Annotated in this window: 19 protein-coding genes and 1 pseudogene; 10 read left to right on the top strand and 10 right to left on the bottom strand. The window is 71.5% G+C overall.

Annotated features, from left to right (window positions below):
- The 4 genes from ACFVX9_RS38225 to ACFVX9_RS38240 all read right to left on the bottom strand — a co-directional run.
- Window positions 1–641, bottom strand: a 641-nt coding sequence (locus ACFVX9_RS38225) for a transglycosylase family protein (RefSeq protein ID WP_387986713.1), incomplete at its 3' end; no start/stop codon positions are given.
- Between the two features lie 37 nt (window positions 642–678).
- Entirely contained in the window at window positions 679–1929 is a 1251-nt protein-coding gene (locus tag ACFVX9_RS38230) for a VCBS repeat-containing protein (RefSeq protein WP_387986716.1), read from the bottom strand.
- Window positions 1930–2077: 148 nt separating this feature from the next.
- Window positions 2078–2419 carry a hypothetical protein gene (locus tag ACFVX9_RS38235; protein WP_387986719.1) on the bottom strand — a complete coding sequence of 114 codons (342 nt, stop codon included), beginning with the start codon at window positions 2417–2419 and terminating at the stop codon, window positions 2078–2080.
- Between the two features lie 7 nt (window positions 2420–2426).
- Window positions 2427–2561 (bottom strand): hypothetical protein, encoded by a 135-nt coding sequence (locus ACFVX9_RS38240; RefSeq protein ID WP_380379470.1) that lies wholly within the window; start codon window positions 2559–2561, stop codon window positions 2427–2429.
- A 350-nt stretch (window positions 2562–2911) separates the two neighbouring features.
- Between ACFVX9_RS38240 and ACFVX9_RS38245 the strand changes: the two genes are divergently transcribed.
- Together ACFVX9_RS38245 and ACFVX9_RS38250 are read left to right on the top strand one after the other, a co-directional pair.
- Window positions 2912–3883, top strand: coding sequence for a LuxR C-terminal-related transcriptional regulator (locus ACFVX9_RS38245; RefSeq protein ID WP_387986722.1), 972 nt, complete (start codon window positions 2912–2914; stop codon window positions 3881–3883).
- Window positions 3884–4051: 168 nt separating this feature from the next.
- Window positions 4052–4816 carry a hypothetical protein gene (locus tag ACFVX9_RS38250; RefSeq protein ID WP_387986725.1) on the top strand — a complete coding sequence of 255 codons (765 nt, stop codon included), beginning with the start codon at window positions 4052–4054 and terminating at the stop codon, window positions 4814–4816.
- 303 nt (window positions 4817–5119) lie between these two features.
- Here ACFVX9_RS38250 and ACFVX9_RS38255 read toward each other — a convergent pair whose 3' ends face one another.
- Entirely contained in the window at window positions 5120–6094 is a 975-nt protein-coding gene (locus ACFVX9_RS38255) for a helix-turn-helix transcriptional regulator (RefSeq protein WP_387986727.1), read from the bottom strand.
- Between the two features lie 55 nt (window positions 6095–6149).
- On the opposite strand from ACFVX9_RS38255, the gene ACFVX9_RS38260 reads away from it, so the two are divergent.
- Both ACFVX9_RS38260 and ACFVX9_RS38265 read left to right on the top strand, forming a co-directional pair.
- Window positions 6150–6323 (top strand): hypothetical protein, encoded by a 174-nt coding sequence (locus ACFVX9_RS38260; protein ID WP_387986730.1) that lies wholly within the window; start codon window positions 6150–6152, stop codon window positions 6321–6323.
- Entirely contained in the window at window positions 6320–6925 is a 606-nt protein-coding gene (locus ACFVX9_RS38265; protein WP_387986733.1) for an NIPSNAP family protein, read from the top strand. Before ACFVX9_RS38260 ends, ACFVX9_RS38265 begins: the two co-directional genes overlap by 4 nt.
- A gap of 226 nt (window positions 6926–7151) precedes the next feature.
- Here the strand turns inward: ACFVX9_RS38265 and ACFVX9_RS38270 are convergent, their stop codons facing one another.
- A complete protein-coding gene (locus tag ACFVX9_RS38270) occupies window positions 7152–8198 on the bottom strand; it encodes a glycosyltransferase (RefSeq protein ID WP_380379485.1) in 1047 nt (348 codons plus the stop codon).
- Between the two features lie 159 nt (window positions 8199–8357).
- Window positions 8358–8924 carry a GNAT family N-acetyltransferase gene (locus tag ACFVX9_RS38275; protein ID WP_387986737.1) on the bottom strand — a complete coding sequence of 189 codons (567 nt, stop codon included), beginning with the start codon at window positions 8922–8924 and terminating at the stop codon, window positions 8358–8360.
- Between the two features lie 233 nt (window positions 8925–9157).
- Here ACFVX9_RS38275 and ACFVX9_RS38280 point away from each other — a divergent pair, with 233 nt between their 5' ends.
- Window positions 9158–9433, top strand: a complete 276-nt coding sequence (locus tag ACFVX9_RS38280) for a hypothetical protein (protein ID WP_380379496.1) — start codon at window positions 9158–9160, stop codon at window positions 9431–9433.
- A 24-nt stretch (window positions 9434–9457) separates the two neighbouring features.
- Here ACFVX9_RS38280 and ACFVX9_RS38285 read toward each other — a convergent pair.
- A pseudogene (locus ACFVX9_RS38285) lies at window positions 9458–10031 on the bottom strand (helix-turn-helix domain-containing protein).
- A 194-nt stretch (window positions 10032–10225) separates the two neighbouring features.
- On the opposite strand from ACFVX9_RS38285, the gene ACFVX9_RS38290 reads away from it, so the two are divergent.
- The 3 genes from ACFVX9_RS38290 (at window position 10226) to ACFVX9_RS38300 (ending at window position 12268) form a co-directional block, all read left to right on the top strand.
- On the top strand, window positions 10226–10600 hold the full coding sequence (locus ACFVX9_RS38290) for a hypothetical protein (RefSeq protein WP_063352612.1): 375 nt from the start codon (window positions 10226–10228) through the stop codon (window positions 10598–10600).
- Window positions 10601–10844: 244 nt separating this feature from the next.
- Window positions 10845–11330 (top strand): hypothetical protein, encoded by a 486-nt coding sequence (locus tag ACFVX9_RS38295; RefSeq protein WP_380379501.1) that lies wholly within the window; start codon window positions 10845–10847, stop codon window positions 11328–11330.
- A 344-nt stretch (window positions 11331–11674) separates the two neighbouring features.
- A complete protein-coding gene (locus ACFVX9_RS38300; RefSeq protein WP_387986742.1) occupies window positions 11675–12268 on the top strand; it encodes a DUF4291 domain-containing protein in 594 nt (197 codons plus the stop codon).
- Between the two features lie 138 nt (window positions 12269–12406).
- On the opposite strand, the gene ACFVX9_RS38305 is transcribed toward ACFVX9_RS38300, so the two are convergent.
- Window positions 12407–13171 carry a TetR/AcrR family transcriptional regulator gene (locus ACFVX9_RS38305; protein ID WP_380379507.1) on the bottom strand — a complete coding sequence of 255 codons (765 nt, stop codon included), beginning with the start codon at window positions 13169–13171 and terminating at the stop codon, window positions 12407–12409.
- 98 nt (window positions 13172–13269) lie between these two features.
- Here ACFVX9_RS38305 and ACFVX9_RS38310 point away from each other — a divergent pair, with 98 nt between their 5' ends.
- On the top strand, window positions 13270–14133 hold the full coding sequence (locus ACFVX9_RS38310; protein ID WP_387986745.1) for an SDR family oxidoreductase: 864 nt from the start codon (window positions 13270–13272) through the stop codon (window positions 14131–14133).
- A gap of 130 nt (window positions 14134–14263) precedes the next feature.
- On the opposite strand, the gene ACFVX9_RS38315 is transcribed toward ACFVX9_RS38310, so the two are convergent.
- Entirely contained in the window at window positions 14264–14629 is a 366-nt protein-coding gene (locus ACFVX9_RS38315; protein WP_063352607.1) for a hypothetical protein, read from the bottom strand.
- 392 nt (window positions 14630–15021) lie between these two features.
- Here ACFVX9_RS38315 and ACFVX9_RS38320 point away from each other — a divergent pair, with 392 nt between their 5' ends.
- Window positions 15022–17829 carry an SdrD B-like domain-containing protein gene (locus tag ACFVX9_RS38320; RefSeq protein WP_387986747.1) on the top strand — a complete coding sequence of 936 codons (2808 nt, stop codon included), beginning with the start codon at window positions 15022–15024 and terminating at the stop codon, window positions 17827–17829.
- Window positions 17830–18045 lie beyond the last annotated feature (216 nt).

An 18045-nucleotide genomic window follows, 5' to 3' on the forward strand; every position in this document is an offset into this window, starting at 1 on the left:
TCCTTGTTCCAGTCGCCGACCAGCGGGATCCAACCCGGGTTGCCGAACGTCGTGGTCACGGCGACCGTGCTGTTGTCGTTGCTGAGGTAGAACGTCGCGGTGGCCGGGTCGTACGCGCCGACGCTGCTGACACCGTCGCCGTTCCAGTCGCCGACCAGCGGGGTCCAACCGGGATTGCCGAACTTCGCCGAGCCCGCAACGGTGCTGTTGTCGTTGCTCTCGTAGAAGGTGGCGGTGGCCGGGTCGTACGCGCCGATCCGGTCCGAGTACGGCTTGGCGTGGTCGGTGCTCAGGCCCGCGTTGCAGTTGGGCCAGGCGCCGGGGCCCTGGCCGGCGAGGATCTTCTCCCCTACGAGGATCTGCTGCTTCTTGGTGGCGAGATCGGGCCGGGAGGCGTAGGCCAGGCCGCCGTAGGCCTTCCAGGTGGGCAGCGTGATCTGCAGGCCGCCGTAGTTGCCGTTGTTGGTGTTGATGCTCCAGTTTCCGGTGCTCTCGCACTGGGCGACCCTGTCCCAGGTGCCCACCGAGGCGGCTTGGGCCGGCGCCTGGGAGGCGACGGACAGGACGGCCGCCCCCAGGGCGACAGCGGCGAGCGAGCGGGTGCGACGGGCGTGACGGGTGGTCGACTTGTTCTCGGGCATGCTCAGCTGACTTCCTTTCGTGTCGGTTGGGGGCGGACTACCAGCGGCCGGCGATCGGGACGTCGCCGGGGCTGCCGTAGACGAAGCTGGCGGCGGTGGTGCTGTTGTCGTTGCTGAGGTAGAAGGTCTGGGTGCTCGGGTCGTACGCGCCGATGCTGGTCACGCCGTCGTTGTTCCAGTCGCCGACCAGCGGGGTCCAGCCTGCGTTACCGAACTTCACCGAGCCCGCGACCGTGCTGTTGTCGTTGCTCTCGTAGAAGGTCTGGGTCGTCGGGTCGTACGCGCCGATGCTGTCCTTGCCGTCCTTGTTCCAGTCGCCGACCAGCGGGATCCAACCCGGGTTGCCGAACGTCGTGGTCACGGCGACCGTGCTGTTGTCGTTGCTGAGGTAGAACGTGGCAGTGGCGGGGTCGTACGCGCCGACGCTGGTGACACCGTCACCGTTCCAGTCACCGACCAGCGGGATCCAACCCGGGTTGCCGAACTTCGCGGTCCCGGCGGCGGTGCTGTTGTCGTTGCTGAGGTAGAACGTCGCGGTGGCCGGGTCGTACGCGCCGACGCTGGCGACGCCGTCACCGTTCCAGTCACCGACCAGCGGAGTCCAGCCCGCGTTGCCGAACTTCGCCGAGCCCAGCGTGGAACCCGTGTTGTCGCCTTCGTAGAAGGTCTGGGTGGACGGGTGGTACACGCCGGCCTTCGTGGCTCGGGTCTGGACGTCATCGACGATGTTCTTGTAGCGCAGGGCCTTGTACTCGCCGTTGGGGTGCGAGTCGAGGGTGCCGTTGATGGAGGCGCCGGTGACGTGCTTCACCGGGGTGGAGCCGAAGGAGTAGTACGAGAAGGTCGTGTGGGCGGCGTCGTCCCACTTCTCGAAGAGCAGGACGTGGTTGTAGTAGCTGTTGAGGACGTCGCCGGCCTTGAGCTCGCTGCGCTGGATCCCGTAGGTGTAGGAGTCCTCGATGGCCCGGGTGTCCGGGCCGGTGCCGGCGCCCAGGTGCCAGGCCATGGAGACGTAACCCGAGCAGTCCGTACGGTAGTTGCGGCCGCTGGAGTCCGGGTACGAGCCGCCCTGGTTGTAGGGGATCGACTTGCCCAGCCAGTACTGCGCCCGCTGGATGACCTCACTGCGGGTGATCTTGCCGTCGATCGAGGACGAGGCGGCGGTGACGGCGCTGGTCGCCGCGTGGGCCGCCGTGGTGGTGACGGCGGTCGCAACTATCGCACCGGAAGCGGCGAGGGAGGCCGCGAGGGCGACGTGGGCAAGCCTGGACAGCGTGGACGAAGGCATGGCGGAGCTCCTCTTGCGGGTTACGGGCTGCGGGTTGCGAGTTCGAGACGGCATCGGATGCCGGACAGCGTCGTGCGGGTTCAGCGGCGGTGGCGCGGGTGCGGCGGTGGCGCAGCGGCCGCGGCGCGGGTTCAGCGGCGGCGCGGGTTCAGCGGCTGGGGGGCGCCGGTGGCTGGTAGCGCCGGCGCATCAGGGGTGAGGCCTGGTGGCCTCGGGCGATCAGGACGTGGGCCCGGCTCAGGGTGTCCTCCGCGACGGCGGGGTCACGGCTGGCGAGGTAGACGAGCAGGTCGACGCGGTCGGCCTCGCTTCGGACGGTGATGTGCTGGAGGCCGTCGTCGGGGCGGGCGTGGGCCCACAGGACGGCGCGGACCTCGGCCGCCTCACCTGCCTTGTCCACCTCGGTCGCCTCAGCCGCCTCAGCCGCCTCGCCGGCTGGAACCGGCCCGGCGCTCTGCCTGCGGTGCAGGGCGGCGTAGATGACGTCCATCCGCGGGTCAGCCGCCCCAGCCGAAGCTGGCGTTGACGGCGGTGTCCTGGGCGCTCACCGACAGGACGGCGGGGGCGGCGAGCAGCGCGCCCAGCGAGATGGCGATGGCCGCGGCGGCCTTGGCGATACGGGTCTGGATCACGATCGGTTGTCCTCAACTGTTGCTGACACGAAGGGATTTCTCCGATCGGTGCGTCCCGCGGATGACGCGCCGTCCGGCTGCCGTCCGGGCTGACTTCCTGGCTGACTCCCTGGCGGCGATCACTAGCTTTGCCGGTCGGGGGGCGGCTCGGAAGGCCTTGCGGGTGTCGCCAACCGGCCTGTCCGACTCCGGACATGCCGTCACGCGCATGACAAGAACTGGATGGCGCGGCCTGCCGTCGAGGCCGGATATCCGACCTTGAGGGCGGTGTCGCCCCATGAAAGGATCATGAAGCTTCGTGTGCTGTCACAGCCACGAGAGCTCACGGATCATCACACAAGGGGGACACCATGTTGCAGGCGCTTGGACTATCGGCCCGCGCCGAGCAGGTCTACCAAGCCCTGCTCGACCACCCCGCCGCCGACGTCGAAGCGATAGCCGGGCGCTGCGCGACCACCGCCACCCAGGTCCACGACTGCCTCGACGAACTCGGCGCCCTCATGCTCGTACGCGCCTCCGCCGACCACCCCGGCCGGATGCGCGCCGTCGACCCGGCCGTCGGCCTCGCCGAGATGCTCGCCCGCCAGGAAGCCGACCTCGCCGCCCGCCAGGCCGCCCTCGCCGCGTCCCGCGCCGCCGTCACCCGCATGGTCGCCGAACGCGCCGAACACCACGCCGCCCACGGCGAACGCCTGCTGGGCATGGACGCCGTCCACCACCGCCTGGAACAGATGAGCCGCACCACCACCACGGAAGCCCTCAGCAGCCAACCCGGAAACCAGCGCCCCGAAGACCTCGACTCCTCCCGCCCCGGAGACGCCGGCGCCCTCGCCCGCGGCATCACCATCCGCACCCTCTACCAGGACTCCACCCGCCACCAGCCGCACGTCACCGGGTACGCCCACTGGCTGCTCAGCCAGGGCGGCGAAGTCCGCACCGCCCCCACCATCCCCCAGCGCATCGTCATCGCCGACCGCCGCGAGGCCCTCGTCCCCATCGACCCCGAGGACCACCGCAAGGGCGCACTGCACGTCACCGAACCCGGCATCCTCACCGCCCTGCTCGACCTCTACGAACAGGCCTGGAACACCGCCGTCCCGCTCGGCGCCACCGCCCCCGGCGACCCCACCACCGGACTCACCGCCACCGAACGCGAACTGCTGCGCCTGCTCGGCACCGGCCTCACCGACGACACCGCCGGCCAGCGCCTGGGCATCTCCTCCCGCACCGTCGGCCGCCACATGGCCTCCATCATGGAGCGGCTCAACGCCAGCAGCCGCTTCGAGGCCGGCATCAAGGCCGCCCGGAACAGCTGGCTCTGACCGGCCCGGAGTACGGCGTGTCAACCCGCAGCTCCCCAACCGAATGTCACAGTCCGATCCTCGGGATGTCCTGACGATTGTGACGCCACGCGTGCCACCGAAAGCCACTGACCGACCGTCATGGTGGGTGTCCAGCAAGCCAGCACGCACTGTCATCGGGGAGCCACCATGTCCGTCCGCCGCCGTCGCCCGCTGCTCGTCACCGCCGTCCTCGCCGTCGGGGCCGGTCTCGTCCTGACCGCCTGCGGGCCCGACAATGCCGACCCGGCCGCCGGCCCGAAGGCCTCCCCCACCACCGCGGCCGTCGCACCCGCCCCCACCGGTGCGGCTCCCACCGGCGCTGCTCCCGCAGCGGGGTCACCGACCGCACCGGCCACGGGCGCGGCGTCGCACACCCCCACGGGCGCACCGCACACCCCGTCCGGCACCAGCCCCTCCACCAGCACCCGGCCCGGCGGCGGCAACGCCCCCGCCCCCACCGACGCCACCCCCTGCGACATCGGCAACCTCTCCATCCACGTCACCGCACGCCCCGGAGCACCCAGCCAGCGGGTCATCGAAGTCCACAACACCGGCACCAGCGCCTGCAGCCTCAGCTCCTCCCCCGGCGTCAACCTCGGCAACTCCACCGCCCGCGACCAGAGCAACAACATCCGGCCCGTACTCGCCAGCGGCACCCTGCGCTTCCCCGTCCCCGCAGGCCAGAACGCCTACGTCGTCATCGACCTCAACCCCGGCGGCGCCACCACCGGCACCACCCCCGACATCAACGAGATCAACGTCCTCGCCGACCAGGACGACACCAACATGCCCCTCGCCGCCACCCACAACTTCCCGCTCACCCCCGACACCCGCGTCCTCAACCCCCACATGGGCAACTACCGCGCCACCATCGCCGACGCCGTCACCTCCATGGCAGCCGCCGGCAAGTAACCCCGGCACCACCATCATGAAGGGTGCCCGTCGGTCACGGGCCCGTTCGGTGTTCCGGTGCGACGGTGATCAGCGGGTGGAAGTGGGCGAGTTCGGCGGGCTCGTCGACTATCAAATGGCCCCGCCGGAACGGTCAAGCGTCTCGATGCACCACATCGCACCACGCGACCCAGCGGATCGACCCCAGCGGATCGGCTCAGCGGATCGGGCAGGCAGGCCGGGCCGGCCGGACAGGCAACCCGGCACACGTCCCGTCAGGGTCGGAGGGCAGGGGCGGAGGGCAGGGACGGGAATGCGCCCACGTCAGGCCCCGTACCGGTCGGCGAGTGCGCGGGCGGTCGCGGCCAGCCGGGCACGCAGCTCCGGTGGTTCGAGGACCTCCACGTCGGTGCCCAGTCTCAGGAACTCGTCGTGGGCGTGGCCGAGGGACTCGATGGGCACGGACGCCCTGGTCCAGCCGTCCGCCTCGGCCACCCCCGAATCCGCGACCGCCCGGTCGAACGCGCGGCCGAGCTGCTCGCGGCCCCGGGCGACACCGCTCGGCGACAGTCGCACCGTCGCCTCCGCGGTGTGCAGTCGGGCATGGAAGTCGGCGAGCCCGTCCCGCCAGTGTGCAGCCAGGTCGAAGCTCGCGGGTATCTCGAACTCCTCTTCCAGCTCTCGTAGTTCGAGGATCTGGTCGACCCGGTAGGTACGCGGGGTGGCACCGTCCGCGGCGGCGACCAAATACCAGCGGCCGGCCTTGAGGACCAGTCCGTACGGCTCCAGTCGCCGTTCCACCTCGGTGGGCGCCTTCCACCGCCGGTAGCGGACCCACACCCTGCGCCGGTCCCAGAGCGCGGCCGCGACGGCCGCCAGGTGCGGCGTCTCGTCCACGTCCCCGTACCAGCCGGGCGCATCGAGGTGGAAGCGCTCCTGGATCAGCCCGGCCCGCTCGCGGAGCTCCGCCGGCAGGGCGGCCCGCAGCTTGAGCTGGGCGGCCGCCAGTACCTCGCCCAGACCCAACTCGGCCGCCGGGCCGGGCAGCCCGGCCAGGAACAGGGCCTGCGACTCATCGGCGGTCAGGCCCGTCAGCCGGGTGCGGTACCCGTCGAGCAGCTGGTAGCCGCCGCCGTGACCGGCCTCGCCGAACAGCGGGATCCCGGCGGCGCCGAGCGCTTCGAGGTCCCGGTAGACCGTGCGGACCGACACCTCCAGCTCGTCGGCGAGCTGCTGGGCCGTCATCCTTCCCCGGTTCTGGAGGAGCAGGAGCAGTGAGATCAGTCGGCTGGCGCGCACGGCTGTCAGTATCCACTGACAGGAGGTGTCAGTGGGCCGGTTCTAGCCTGCGGCCATGATCGATTCCGACTTCCTCCACGGTTCCCGGGGCATGGCCGTCCGCAGACTCACCGGGGTTCCGGCCGACGGTGACGGCCGGGGGCAGGAGTTCTCCGTGAACGGCGGACACAGCCGGGTGCTCGACCGAGTCGCGGAGCTCAGCCGTGTCCAGTTGCAGGACGCCTCGTGAGCATCGTCGAACTGCGCCAGTACACCCTGCACCCAGGTGCCCGCGACACTCTGATCGCCCTCTTCGAGCGGGAGTTCGTAACCGGACAGCAGGCGGTGGGCATCACCGTCGGCGGCCGGTTCCGGGACCTGGACGACCCGGACCGCTTCGTCTGGCTGCGCAGCTTCCCTGACATGGCGTCGCGGGCACGGGCACTGCACGCCTTCTACTACGGGCCGGTCTGGCAGGAGCACCGGGACGCCGCCAACGCGACGATGGTGGACTCGGACGACGTCCTGCTGCTGCGCGGCCCGGGCTTCACCGCCCCGGCCGACGCCGGACCGGTCGTCGCGACCATCTGCCACCCCCTGGACCCCGCCGCCTTCGCCGACCACTTCGAGCGGCATCTGCGCCCCGAACTGGCCGCCCGGACCCCGCCGTTGGCGGTTCACCGCACCGAACACGCGGAGAACGACTTCCCCGCCCTGCCCGTACGGGTCGGCGAGGACGTCCTGGTGTGGTTCACCACCGGCGACACCGCCCCCCTGCCGGACCTCTCGACACACCTGCACTCCGCCCCGCAGCAACTGCACCTCTCGCCCGTGCCGCAACCCTCCCGCTGAAGCCCGTCGCAGAGGACCGTGGGTGGGCAGGTCGATGGCTGGCCAGACCTGCTGCTTCACCCGCCGGGAACGGGGTTGTGCGAGGTGGCGACGGCCTGCACCGCACTGGTGCGGGCCGTCGCTCCCCGCTTTCGGGCCTTTCGGGCCTTCGGGCCTTCGGGCCTTTCAGAGCTTTCGGGCCTTTCGGTCCGGTGGCCGGCGGGAACGGAGCAGTCCGGCTGGAGCACTACGAAGCGGCCGGTGGTTCCACCCGGGCGTGTGTCTCCGGCGGCACCGGGAAGCGCCTCAACAACTCGTCCATCCAGGCGGCCGGATGGGTGGCCGTCGCCGCGCCACCGGGGAGGGCCCGCGCTTGGCGGATGCCCTCGGTCAGCGCCTCGACGGCGGCCCGGGTGGTGTACCGGTCGGCGACCCACTGACGGCCCGCCCGCCGCACCTCGTCCTGGCCGGGCAGGTCGAGCAGCTCAAGGGCCTTGTCCGCCAGCCGATCCGTTTCGAGCTCCGGGATCCGCCACGCGGACGGCGAGTCGAACAGTTCCGCTCCGCCGCCGGCGGCGTAACCGGTCACCAGGCAGCCGCTGGCCATCGCCTCGGCCAGCGGCAATCCGAAGCCCTCGCCCTCAGGCGCTCCCAACGCGATGAACACCGACGTGTCGGACAGGACGCGAGCGACCTCCTCGTGGGGGACCGCGTGGATGTCGTACAGGTCGACGCCCTCGGACCGCGGGTCGGCGTGCAGCAGACGGCGGAGCAGCGTGGTCTCGATCGGGCGCTTGCGGGACATCCACGCGATGCGCCGAACCCGCTCGGTCGATGCCGGCCGGAACAACTCGGTGTCGATGACGTTCGGCACCAGGTGCGGTTCGAACTCGGGCAGGGCGCGGCGGAACATGTCGACGCCCGCCTTCGAGATCGTCCACAGAGCCGGCCGGTCCGACCAGCCCGGATACGGGCCGGGGTCGGGGCAGGTCAGGAAGTTGACGTAGTGCCCCTGCGAGTAGATCACCTTGTGGCCGCCGGGCGCCGGGTCGTGCCCCGGGACCACGCTGACCTCGTGCAACACGAGCACGTCCTCGGGCCCGAGGTCCAAGGTCATCCCGGACAGCGTCGGCACGTCGTCGTCGAACCACGTGTAGCGGAACCCCGGCGTGGGCGTCCAACGGAACGCCTCGACGCCGACGGCCCGCAGCAGCGCGACCTGCTGGTTCAGCACCCGAATGCCGCCCAGCGGGAACTGGAACTCGAACGACGCGTAGATGACTCGGCCGGTCACCGTACCTCCCTGAGAAACAACGATCGGTGGGACCAGAGCATGGGTGGTTGGGCCAGGGAGGCGGCATCACCCTCCCGGGGCCGTGGAGCAACGCCCGTACACAGCGGCTGGGCCTGGCCCGTACTCATACGCCCAGGGTGGCAGCAATGCCCCCGCGTGTCACCGGCCCGACACGGTCGACGGCCGCCACTCTCGCCTGATCAACCCGAACACCCACGAGTCGGATACCTCGCCGTTCACGACGCAGTCTTCTCGCAACGTCCCTTCACGCACGAATCCGACCTTCTCCAGGACCCGGGCAGATGCCACGTTGCGCGTATCGGTCTCGGCCTGAACCCGATTCAGGTCCAGCGCGTCGAATGCCCACTGCAGCACGGCGGTTGCGGTCTCCGTCGCGAAGCCGTGGCCCCACATCGCTTCGTCGAGGCAGTAGCCCAACGACGCGCTGCGGTAGTCCGGATTCCATCCGGTCAGACCGCACCAGCCGACGAAGGCCCCGTCGGAAGCACGGTTGATGACCACCCGCGCCCCGGTGCCTTCGTCCGCCATCTTCCGGCACATCGCGATGAAGCGCTCGGCGCGGGCCTGTTCGGTCCACGGCGGGGAGTCCCAGTAGCGCATCACACGGGTGCTGCTGTGCAGCGCGAAGAGGGAGTCCGCGTCGGCATCGGTGAAGGGGCGCAGTCGCAGGCGAGCCGTGTGCAGAACGGGGGTGGCCAGAGTCATGCGCACCATCCTGTGTCCTCTTGGGCCGGCAGAACACCGAATATCCCTCAGGGGGTACTGACGGCCGACAGGCCGAACAGGAGGGCCAGGGCGAGCTGGAGGGTTGCGGATGCCGGGCGCCGCCGCCAGAGGCACAGACCGCCGGTGACCAGTGTCGCCGTGAACGCGACGACCAACCGGGGGACAGCAGTACGGGCGCCGCATTGACGCCCGCCGAGGGCCGGGCAGAGTCCATGCCCAAGCGCGGCCTGAAGGACGGCGGCGAACAGGACGACATCCAGCGCCAGCAGACACGCCACCACGATCGGCGTGCCGTTCGAGCGATCCGACCGACCAGGCCGTCGAAGCCTCATGAATCCCCCCAGGAAGTGCGCCGCCGCGATGACCTCGTTGGCGTGACACCGAAGACCGTACAAGCCTCCGGTGACTCGACGCGATCGGCCGGCACCACCCTGCATCGCCTCAACCACCCTACTGGCGCCGCGACTTCTGCCGAGCCGGCCGCATGAGGGCCGGTACGGCCGGGGTGCGGGTCAGGTGGTGCGGGCTCGGAGGTGGGCCCGCTCGCCCTGGTGCCCGAAGAGGACGAGGAGTTCGACGGTCCGGTCGCCGTCGGGGCCGAGCCAGTGCGGTACGTGGGTGTCGAACTCGGCGGCCTCGCCTGCCCTGAGGACCAGGCTCTGGTCGCCCAGCAGCAGGCGCAGCCTCCCCGCGAGTACGTAGACCCACTCGAAGCCCTCATGGGTCTTCAGTTCCGGCTCGATGCCGGGCGCGGGCGGGATGAGGAGTTTGTGGGCCTGGACGCCGCCGGGGTGGCTGAGCGGCACGTAGGTCATCCCGTCCCGGACCACCGGGCGCAGGTGGATGCGCGGGTCGCCGGTGCGGGGCGCGCCCACGAGGTCGTCGAAGGGGCACGGCGTGGACCTCGGCGAGCGGCAGCAGCAGTTCCAGGGTGGGCTTGCGGGTGCCGCCCTCCAGGCGGGAGAGGGTGCTCTCGTTGATCCCGGTCCGCTCGGCGAGTTCCGCCAGCGTCATTCCGCGCCGGCGGCGCAGCTCGCGCAGGCGGGGGCCGACCGCGTCCAGGACGTCCTTCTTCGCGTTCGCCATGCCACCAGGTTGCCGAAACGGCATGGAGCGTTGCTCGGGCCCGGGGCGGTACGGGGGGCGCAGCAGCAAGGGGGAAGGGAGACGGCGGAAGCGCTGCCACCGGGCGCCGTACGCCGTGCAGCGACCGCGGATAATGGCCGTGGCCGCGGGCCGGCGGCGCCGGCGGCCTCGATCGATGGAGAGGTAGAGGACGGATGACCCTGAAGGAAGGCCGGCGCGTCAGGTTGGCCGAGGATCTCGGGATCGGTGAGGCGGTCGCCGGGGAGCCCGGGGCCGTCGTCGGGTTCCTCTCGCTGGGATCCGGGATGGAGGGCACCGTCGAGCGGGTGGACGGGGAACTCCCGGAGAGCCATGAGGTCCGCGAGTACCAGCGGCTCAAAGCGCTGTTCGAGGACTACGGGCACACCATGCCGGTGGCGAGCCGCGAGCGCTTGGAAGCGGAGATCGCCGTGCTGGAGCCGCAGTGGACCGCGCACCGGGAACGGGGGAGCCGGGTGACGGTCCGGGTCCGGCTGGACAACGGCTTCGTCCTCGACGGGGCGGACCAGGACATCCTCACTCCTCTGTGAGGGAGGACGTCCCGCAGCGGCGACAGTCCCGGCACTCGACTCCCGGGCCCTCGTCGGGACGGGCGGCCGCCCGGGTGCTCGTACACCACGCCAACTGACAAATGATGGACGGGCGTTGCGAACGGTGCGGTGAACGGCGCGGGCCGCACCGTCCATCGTTTGTCTGTCGGCGCGGCGCATCGTTCATCACGGCGCGGGACACCGCCCGCGCCACCCACCGAAGGCACACGGAATCGAGGGAACCATGCGTACCTCCGCACGCTTCGCGGCGTTGGCTGCGGTAAGCGCCATCGGGCTCGGCACCATCGCCACCGGCACCGCCCAGGCCGCCCCGGCCACCGCCCAGGCCACCGTCCAGGCGGCCCGGAGCACCACGGTCCACCTGCACAACGGAACCGGCTGCTCGCTCTACCGGACCAGCTACGCTCTGGCCCACGGCATCTGGACGCAGGGCCAGGAGCCGCCGCAGATCCTGGGGAACACCGGCGACGCCACCTTCCAGTCGGAGAGCAACGGGTTCCTGACCGGCACCGAGGGCTGGGCGACGTTCAGCACCTACGGCTGCGAGGAAGGCTGGCGCAACAACAACACCGTCCAGCTGCACTGGGCCAACCCCTACGCCGGCTCCAACAGCTACGACGAGAACGGCACCAGCAGCGTCTTCCGCACCACCCGTGAGAGCGGCTCCGGCGACAACGCCGACGTCTACTGGGGCGTGTGGAAGAACTGATCCCGGCCATCGGGCACCGCCAGGGTCGGGCAAGCGCCGCCAGATAGTCCAGGATCTGTCCGGCCCCCGCCCCCCGGCGCCTGCGTCGGGTGATGCGGCGCCTGTACCGCCGCACCGCTCGCCGCACGCCACCGCATGAAAAGCACGAAAAGCACGAAAAGCACGAAAAAACGGTGCCCCGCCACTGGGTGCCGAACGGCCCGGGCCGTTCGGCACCCGCCGGCCAGCACCACCGGGACGCCTCCACCACGTGCTCACCGCAGCAACCGCCGAACGCCCCACCAGCCCCCTCCGGCCCGGTAATTCGATGGCGCGATGCGCGCCGAACCCCGACCCTGGTCACCGTGCCAGAACCCAAGCATCGGATCCGCGCCCTCCACACGGCCACCACGGTGACCGTGTACCAGGCGTACGCTCCGGAGATCGGCCTGCCCGCCGCACAGGACGGCCACTTCCCGGCTGCCTGGAAGAGGGACCGAATGACGTGGATCAAACCGTCGTTCCTGTGGATGATGTACCGCTGCGGCTGGGCGGGCAAGGAGGGCCAGGAGACCGTCCTCGCGATCGAGATCACCCGTACGGGCTTCGAATGGGCCCTGTCAAACGCCTGCCTGGCCCACTACGAACACGGGCTGCACCCTGACCGCGCCACCTGGAAGCGCCAGCTGAAGCGGGCCCCGGCCCGGGTGCAGTGGGATCCCGAACGCGATCTGCACCTTCAGCCGCTTCCCCACCGTTCGCTCCAGCTCGGCCTCGCCGGCGAGGCTGCCGAGCGCTACGCGGAGCAATGGATCGTCTCGATCGACGACGTCACCGCACTCGCGCACACGATCCAGGCCCAGGTGAGGGACGGTGCTCTGGAGGCCGCCCGGCAGCTCCTTCCTGCCGAGCGCCCCTATCCGATGGACGACGCGCTGCTGAACCACCTGCGCGGCTGAGCCGGTCCCGAGCGCTCGGGGCCGCGGGCTGCTCGTTCCGTCGCCGTCCGCCTGGGCGGCTCGCGACGGTCCGAGGCGTGGTGCGCCATCAGGTGACACCGGGGCCGGGGTGGCGTCGCCCGTTTCAGCCGCCGGTGATCAGCCGTCGGCGGCGAGGCGGTTCAGCCACTCCCCCAGCAGATGCTGCTCGGCGCTGCTGAGCTTCGTCTGTTCGGGCAGCGCGGCGCGCAGGGCGCGGGCGGCGCCGGCCGGGCCCGGCTCCTTCACGGCCGGCTGCCGGTTGGTGACGGCGGCGACCATGCACTCCCGAAGGGTGGTCAACAGGGCCGGGTCGCGCCGGTCCTGGGGCAGGGACAGCCAGGTGAGCACGGCGCCACGCGCCGTGGCGTGGATGATCTGGGCCGCGAGTTCCTCGTCGACGCGGAGCCAGCCGCCGGCGGCGAGGCGCCGGATGCGGCCCATCAGGATCTCCATGCCGGCTTTGAAGGCGGCTGAGGTGGTCCCGGCGGGTTCGGTGTACATCAGGGTGTACAGCGCGGGGTTGGCCAGGCCGAACTCGACCGCGACGTCCCAGCCGGCTCTCAGGTCCTCGATCGGGTCCCGGGGGTCGGGGTCGACGTGCTTGGTGGCGAGGAACGCGGCGAAGCCGTGCTCGGCCACGGCGTCGAGCAGCCCGTCCTTGTCGCCGAACAGCCGGTAGATGGCCGGCGGCTGCAGGCCCGCCGCATCGGCGACGGCGCGGGTGGTGACCGCGTCGCGGCCTCCGCGCGTCAGCAGGCCGATGGCGGCCTCGATGACCCGCTGCCTGGTCTGCTCCCGGGCCGGGGACGCGCTGGCGGACTCGACGGCGGTCCCGGACGCGGTGCCGGTGGCGCCGTCCCGGCCGCGTGAAGGCGATGGCATGAATCAACGATACCGCACTGCTGGTTCCATCGTTATTATCGATGATACCGTGAAAGTGTTTCCACTGGAACCGCCTCGTCGCGACACGGGAGCACATCATGATCATCGTGACCGGAGCCACCGGACAGCTGGGGCGTCAGATCGTCGAGAGGCTGCTGACGCGCGTACCGGCGGCCCGCATCGGTGTCAGCGTCCGCGACCCGCAGAAGGCGCAGAACCTCGCCGACCAAGGGGTACGGGTACGCCAGGCCAGCTTCACCGACGCCGCCGGCCTCGCGCACGCCTTCGAGGGCGCCTCGCAGGTGCTCGTCGTCTCCGTCGACAAGATGGGCGAGGAGTGCGTCAGGCAGCACCGCACCGCGATCGAAGCGGCCGTCACGGCGGGCGCCCGTCGCATCCTCTACACCAGCCAGATGGGGGCCGGCACGACGTCGCGCTTCCAGGCCTGCCGCGACCACGCCGCCACCGAAGAGGCCCTGCGCACCTGCGGCGTGCCGTTCACCTCGCTGCGCAACGGCTTCCACGCCACCAGCGCGGCACACTTCCTCGGCAACGCGGCACAGTCCGGCCGGCTCGCACTCCCCGCGGACGGGCCGGTCGCCTGGACCGCGCACGCCGACCTCGCGGACGCGGCCGTCGCCATCCTGGCCGACGAGGGCCGCTTCGACGGCCCCACGCCGCCGCTCACGGGCCGACAGGCGCTCACCTTCGACGACGTCGCCGCCATCGCCACCGAGCTCACCGGCCGCACCGTCACGCGGACCGTCGCCCCCGACGACCAGTTCCGCACGCAGCTGACAGGCCAAGGCGTCCCCGCGGAAACCGCCGACCAGCTGCTCGGCATCTTCGCCGCCAGCCGCGCCGGCGAGTTCGCCACCACCGACCCCACCCTGGCCGCCCTGCTCGGCCGCGAGCCCGTCACCCTGCGCACGGTGCTGCGCGAGCAGCTGTCCGAAAGCTGATCCACAGCGGGCGGCCGGGTGCCGGTGCCCGGTCCTGGCCGCTCGGCGCCGTCCGCGCCTCGCCCCGGGTGTGCCGGCCTGGGCCCTGTCCGGCCGATCTTGCCGGACAGGGCCCAGCGGAGTCGCCCGGTCAGGAGACGCGCTTCAGCTGCCAGGCGTTGTTGTTGAAGCTCGGGTTCGACCAGGCGACGCAGCTGCTGGTGTAGTACGAGCCGGTCTGGACCCAGCCCGCCGGCGGGTAGGTGGTGGAGCAGGCCTGGACCACGGTGCCGACGGGCAGTCCGGTGAGCTGCTTTATCTGCTTGATGTTCGGGCTGAAGCTCTGCGTGCCGCAACTGCTGCTGTAGCCCCAGCTCACATCGACGAAGCCGGCCGGGGTCAGAACGCTTCCGCACGAGGTCGTGACGTCGCCCGGGGCGGCCTGCGCGGGCGCGGCGGCCAGGGCGAACATCGCCGCGGCGCCGGCGATGGTCATACAGGTGCGAAGACGGATCATGGGTGAGGGCTCCTTCTGATCGCGGGTGGGTGGCCGGTCAGGCCGTGGAGCCATTCCTACGGTTTGATCACCGGCTTCGGATAGCGACTTTCAGGCCTAATGGCCCCCCGGGCAGGACGGCGGCCGGGTACCGGAACGACGGCGAGGCAGGGGGCGTTGCGGTGGACGCCGTCGGGCGGGACTGCGGGGAGTTGCGGATCCGGTTCGCCGCAGGGGTCCGGGCGCTCCGGGCGTCGGGATTTCTCCTGCGGTATGCGAACTTGTGCGGTCGTATCCGAACTTGATGCGATTTCCTGCCCTTCATCTGTCACACACACCAGTGAATGCGCCCCGAAACCAGGACGTGGACGACCGGTTGTCGCTCTGCTGGGGGTCCTGTCCGGATCGGGCAGATGTCCGCCGACCATGAGAGTGGGGATCAGGTGGGGACGAGAAGGAGAAGGAAGGGCGTCGCGCGGGCCGCGGTGCTCGCCGCCGCGCTGTGCGGGGGCGGGGCGCTGACGGCGCCGGCGGCGTTCTCGCAGACGGAGGACGGGACGGTGACGGTCCGGGTGATCCGGGCCGTGGACTCCTCCGGGGTGTGGACGCCCGCGCTGGAGCCGGGGCTGGCGGGCGTGAAGGTGACGCTCACCGGCGAGGAGCGGGCCCACGTCGAGGGCACCACCGGGGCCGACGGGACGGTCACGCTGGCGCCGCCGCGGAGCCGGGAGCACGGCGGAACGTACCGGGTGCAGGTGGTGAATCCGAAGCCGGGCGTGCTGTTCCCGGCGTTCGCCTCCCGGCAGGGGCTGGACGGCGCGCCGAACCAGCTGAGCTCCAACGAGGAGTTCGTCGACCTCTCCGGCGGCAAGAACGTCTCGTACACCACCGGGCTGTGGTACCCGGGGGACTACTGCCAGCAGAACGCGCCGCTGGTGACGACCTGCCAGAACACCACCTTGGGAGGCGGCGCGCAGCGCACGCTGGTGTCGTTCCCGTACCGCGCGCGCGGCCAGGACGGCGTGGACGTCAACGTCACGAACCTCGCCACCGACGCGCAGACGGGCACGCTCTACGGCATCGCGTGGAACAAGGCCGACCGGCGGGTGTTCTCCTCGGCGTCGGCCAAGCGCACCACGGACTACGGTCCGGGCGGCGCCGGCGGCATCTACGTGACCGACCCGGCGCAGGGGCGGACCACGCTGTTCACCACCGTCCCGGACGCCGGCGGCACAGCGCACGGGCCGGGGACGGACGACGCGTTCCTCGTCGCGCCGGGCAAGGAGAGCCTCGGCGGGCTGAAGGTGACGGACGACGGCCGGGACCTGTTCGTCGTCAACCTCAACACCCGCACGCTGTACCGCTACGACGCGACCGCGCCGACGGCCGCGCAGCCGAGGGGCGTCTACCCGATCCCGGACCCGGGCTGCGCCTCGGCCGGGGACTGGCGGCCGTTCGGCCTGGGCCTCCAGGACGGCGTCGGCTACCTCGGCGGTGTCTGCTCGGGCGAGTCGACGGGCAAGGCCTCGGACCTGCGGGCGGTCGTGCTGCCCTTCGACCTGGCCACCGGCCGGTTCCGCACGGCCGTGCTGGACCAGCCGCTGGACTACCCACGCCAGTCGACCGTCGGCTCGGGCCCGTGCGACGGCGCGGGCTGGTTCCCGTGGACGAACACCTACCCGACCACGCAGAACGGCCAGACCTGCGCCGGTTTCCGCGCCCAGCCGGAGCCGGAGCTGGGCGAGATCGGCTTCGAGACGGACGGCTCGATGCTGCTGGCCTTCCGCGACCGCATGGCCGACCGGGCGACGGGCCAGTCGGGGTCGGGCGCAGCGGTGGGCGAGGTGCTGTCGGGCGGTGACCTGAACAAGGCCTGCCTGGCCGGCGGCACCTACGTGCTGGACGCCAACACCGGCTGCGGGCTCTCGCCCCGGGGCGCCCGCTTCTTCGACACCAGCCGGATGGGCGTCCACCACAACGCGGCCTACGCCGGGATGGCGCTGTCCAAGGTCGAGAACACCATCGGGACCTCCGGGTTCGACCCCAACAGCACGGCCTTCGGCTACGGCACGTCGTTCGTCCAGCGCGACGGCAGGCAGGACCCGGCGTTCGGCCTGCGGCTCAACCCGGCGAACGTGCCCGCGCCGTTCGGCAAGGGCGCCTCGATGGGCGACCTGGAGGTGCTCTGCGACCAGGCGCCGCTGCAGATCGGCAACCGGGTCTGGTACGACACCGAGCACAAGGGCATCCAGAAGCCGGGCCAGCGCCCGGTGGAGGGCGCCACCGTCCACCTGTACGACGGGCCGGGGAAGCTCGTCGGCACGGCGCGGACGACGGCGCGCGGCGAGTACTACTTCGACGACTCGAACGTGGACGGCGGGCTCAAGCCGCACACCAAGTACACGATCCGGCTGGACAACCCCGCCGACTACGCCCAGGGCGGCCCGCTGTACCAGTGGGTGCCCACCCGGCACGACGTCGGCGACAACCCGTTCATCAACTCCAAGGGCGTCGTCCCGCCGGGCGCAACGTACGCCGAGCGGGAACTGACCACCGGCGGGCCGGGCCAGGACGACCACACCTTCGACTTCGGCTTCCGACCGCAGGAGGGCACGCTGACCCTGGTCAAGCACGACCAGGACGGCAAACCGCTGGCCGGGGCGACGTTCCAGCTGTGGCGCTGGAACGGCGGGCCCAGCTGGCCGCAGACCACCGGCGGGCACAAGGACTCGCCGATCGGCGATCCCTGCACCACCGGGGCCGACGGCATCTGCCGGACCGTCGTCGGACCGGGGACGTACTACTGGGTGGAGGTGAGCCCGCCCGACGGCTACGCGGCGCCGGCCATCGCGGTCTTCGGGCCGCTGGTGCTCACCTGCGAGACCCTGGACGACGGGATCACGGTGACGGTCGTCAACCGGCTGCTCCCGTCGGCCGGTTCGGGCGCGGCCCCGTCGTCGCCGCCGGGTGCGGTCTCGACCCCGGCCCCGTCGCCGGGCCCGTCGTCGTCCTCGGCAGTGGCGGTGGCGGCGGTGGCGTCCCCGCCGCCGCCGTCGCCGAGCGCCGGGCCGTCCTGGCCCGATGAGCGGCCCGGCGGCGCGCTGCCGACCACCGGGGCGGGCAGCGTGCTGCCGCTGGGCGTGACCGGTGCGGCGGCGCTGCTGGGTGCGGGCGGCGTGCTGGTCGTGGTCGCGCGCAGGCGCGGCGCACGGCACGCGTAACGGCACGCGTAGCGGAACCCGGCCGGGCCCGTGGCGAGTTCGACGGCCACGGGCCCGGCCGGGCGGCCCGTACGGCTTCACCCAGGGCAGAACGCCACTCCCTTCCCCCGACGCCCCGGATCCCTAGTGCTGCTCCGCGGAAGTTCGTGGAGGGGTGTTGATCAGATAGCCAGTCCGCTGAGGTAGAGGCCGCCTGCGCAGTCGAGGGCTTCTTCC

This window comes from Kitasatospora sp. NPDC058243 (genome assembly GCF_042882025.1).
Taxonomy (GTDB): domain Bacteria; phylum Actinomycetota; class Actinomycetes; order Streptomycetales; family Streptomycetaceae; genus Kitasatospora.

Excerpts from the sequence above, each read along its gene's own strand:
- ACFVX9_RS38230 (WP_387986716.1), bottom strand. The coding sequence starts at position 1,929 with ATGCCTTCGTCCACGCTGTCCAGGCTTGCCCACGTCGCCCTCGCGGCC.
- ACFVX9_RS38235 (WP_387986719.1), bottom strand. The coding sequence starts at position 2,419 with ATGGACGTCATCTACGCCGCCCTGCACCGCAGGCAGAGCGCCGGGCCG.
- ACFVX9_RS38245 (WP_387986722.1), top strand. The coding sequence starts at position 2,912 with ATGTTGCAGGCGCTTGGACTATCGGCCCGCGCCGAGCAGGTCTACCAA.
- ACFVX9_RS38250 (WP_387986725.1), top strand. The coding sequence starts at position 4,052 with ATGTCCGTCCGCCGCCGTCGCCCGCTGCTCGTCACCGCCGTCCTCGCC.
- ACFVX9_RS38260 (WP_387986730.1), top strand. The coding sequence starts at position 6,150 with ATGATCGATTCCGACTTCCTCCACGGTTCCCGGGGCATGGCCGTCCGC.
- ACFVX9_RS38275 (WP_387986737.1), bottom strand. The coding sequence starts at position 8,924 with ATGACTCTGGCCACCCCCGTTCTGCACACGGCTCGCCTGCGACTGCGC.
- ACFVX9_RS38280 (WP_380379496.1), top strand. The coding sequence starts at position 9,158 with ATGCCCAAGCGCGGCCTGAAGGACGGCGGCGAACAGGACGACATCCAG.
- ACFVX9_RS38290 (WP_063352612.1), top strand. The coding sequence starts at position 10,226 with ATGACCCTGAAGGAAGGCCGGCGCGTCAGGTTGGCCGAGGATCTCGGG.
- ACFVX9_RS38295 (WP_380379501.1), top strand. The coding sequence starts at position 10,845 with ATGCGTACCTCCGCACGCTTCGCGGCGTTGGCTGCGGTAAGCGCCATC.
- ACFVX9_RS38305 (WP_380379507.1), bottom strand. The coding sequence starts at position 13,171 with ATGCCATCGCCTTCACGCGGCCGGGACGGCGCCACCGGCACCGCGTCC.
- ACFVX9_RS38310 (WP_387986745.1), top strand. The coding sequence starts at position 13,270 with ATGATCATCGTGACCGGAGCCACCGGACAGCTGGGGCGTCAGATCGTC.
- ACFVX9_RS38315 (WP_063352607.1), bottom strand. The coding sequence starts at position 14,629 with ATGATCCGTCTTCGCACCTGTATGACCATCGCCGGCGCCGCGGCGATG.
- ACFVX9_RS38320 (WP_387986747.1), top strand. The coding sequence starts at position 15,022 with ATGTCCGCCGACCATGAGAGTGGGGATCAGGTGGGGACGAGAAGGAGA.